General features: G+C 41.6%; 4 protein-coding genes. 2 read left to right on the top strand and 2 right to left on the bottom strand.

All coding sequences use genetic code 11. From position 1 onward, the window contains the following. Positions 1-299, top strand: a 299-nt coding sequence (locus tag A3761_RS24635) for a hypothetical protein (RefSeq protein ID WP_231881304.1), incomplete at its 5' end; no start/stop codon positions are given. Positions 300-377: 78 nt separating this feature from the next. Here A3761_RS24635 and A3761_RS24630 read toward each other — a convergent pair. After that, a complete protein-coding gene (locus tag A3761_RS24630) occupies positions 378-779 on the bottom strand; it encodes a type II toxin-antitoxin system VapC family toxin (protein ID WP_068511203.1) in 402 nt (133 codons plus the stop codon). Further along, entirely contained in the window at positions 776-1,018 is a 243-nt protein-coding gene (locus A3761_RS24625; RefSeq protein WP_068510145.1) for an Arc family DNA-binding protein, read from the bottom strand. The genes A3761_RS24630 and A3761_RS24625 overlap by 4 nt, the downstream gene beginning before the upstream one ends. Positions 1,019-1,180: 162 nt before the next feature. On the opposite strand from A3761_RS24625, the gene A3761_RS24620 reads away from it, so the two are divergent. Beyond that, a complete protein-coding gene (locus A3761_RS24620; protein ID WP_068511205.1) occupies positions 1,181-1,633 on the top strand; it encodes a hypothetical protein in 453 nt (150 codons plus the stop codon). Positions 1,634-1,909 lie beyond the last annotated feature (276 nt).

The raw sequence follows: 1,909 nt of genomic DNA, 5'->3' as shown, positions 1-1,909 counted from the left end.
GGAAAATTAAGTCAATGACAACTTGGCCTCAAGACTACGTTGACCTCGATGAACCCGGTTATTTTGAGTTTACTGAAGATGGATTAGGCCAGTTCGTTTTTGGTGCTGTAAAAGGGTGGCTCGATGTTAGGGTATCTCACCGAACACCTTATCTTGAGTTTAGCTGGCAAGGCACTTGCGAGGGTGATGACCTTTGTGGTCGGGGTAAAATTGAATTTCCTACTCCTTTACAAGGTGACGGTGAAATTTATATTCATTGTGGTGACGAGTCAGGGTTCATCATTGAAAGAAAAATATAACCAGGCCAGCCAACATCGCCCACAAAGGGCCGTGGGCTGGACTCGCTTCGCTCGCCGTTGCTGGCGGCGTTAAAATTTCTAAGCAACGTACTCTCTGGCAGATATCGCTATGTCTGGAAATTGCTTTAGTATTTTTTTGTCAGCAGTCACTAGTTTGCAGTTTTGGCTCTTTGCCAAGCAAATAAACTCAGAGTCATAAGCAGAACAACCTGATTCATTTGCAGTATTTAATACTTCGAAAGAATTTACGGTATATTCATTGTCTTTGAGTAAATTCTCAGCTTGTTGTTGTATTTCTAAGGCATCCTCCATAGAAATAAGCTCTTTTCTAAGGTACAAAGCTAAGATGTTTCGTAACTCACTGCGCCATAATATAGGGGCAATCCAATCTGGGTCTTTCAATAGCAAGGCTTCTACGTATTCGCTATAGTCAGAGGGTAAATATAAGTAAGCTATTGTATTAGTGTCAGCTACAATCATTCTCTGCCTTCAGCTTTGGCTTTAGTTAAATCTTCCTCAGTAACTTTCAAACCTTTTAGTTTTTGCCTCATTGTTCGTGCATTCATTAAAAGTTGGTCTTTATCTATTTTTTGTGGTCTCAAAACCTTCTCTAGGCATACAATAAGCTCACTATTTATACTTCTGTGGTGTGCTTCAGCAGATTGTTTTAGCTGGCTGTATAAAATGTCTGGTATATTCTTCACTGTAATTGCGGGCATAAAAAACACTCATGGTTGCAATATGGTTTCATTATGGTTGCATAAATAAATGATTTTAACAAGCGCCTCCAACGGACAAATTTTTCTGTCACCACTTTTGCGCTGCGCGGCAAAACTGCCGCCAGCAAAATTTGCTCGTTGAGGCGGGCGTTAGGCAATAAAATGAATTTGGAATCTCACACTAAATATTTTCTTACCTTAGACGGTAAGGAATTAGAATTTGAGAACTTCTCCGAGACAAGAGAAGCACTGCGGAATGCGCTAAATTCGAAATCAGGAAAGATATTGCTGGCAGCTGACGATGGTTTAAGGCCTTGGTGGCAAAGATTCATTTTTGGTGCCAGAAACTATATTCGTGTTTACTTCGCTCTAGAATGGAGTGACGAAATATCTGGCCTCATATTTTATGATGAAAATGCTAGTGAATTTCGTGCTTTAAGTGATTCTCGAAATGAAAATATTTCAGTAGCTGATCGAAAGGAAATCTCTTTCGGAGAGAGTGAGCCACTGCACGAAAAGTACTGTATTGCTACAGATATTGCGAAGAGTTCAATTGTTGAGTTTCTAGAAAAAGAAGAGCGTCCTGAATGGCATAATTACGAATTTGTGCGATGATCTGCCTAACAAAAAGTTGGTGGTTCAGCCCCTGCGGGGCTTGGACGCTTTCAGCGCCCCACAACAAAAGCGTTGGTATGACTCCCCACGTCAAGAGGCCGGCACAAAATCCTGCCGGAACCTCGGCCAGAGCCTTTCTTTTTAATTAACATTCTTCCCGTTAGGGAAGCGTCAACGCATCAGATGAAGCAAGTAATTTCGACGGTGATCATGCTGGTATTCGTGGGTTGCTAACGCGACGCGTTAACCTATCCAACCTTACTTATTACGTCGTGG

Source organism: Oleiphilus sp. HI0123 (assembly GCF_001635315.1).
This window is presented reverse-complemented; position numbering and strand designations above follow the sequence as displayed.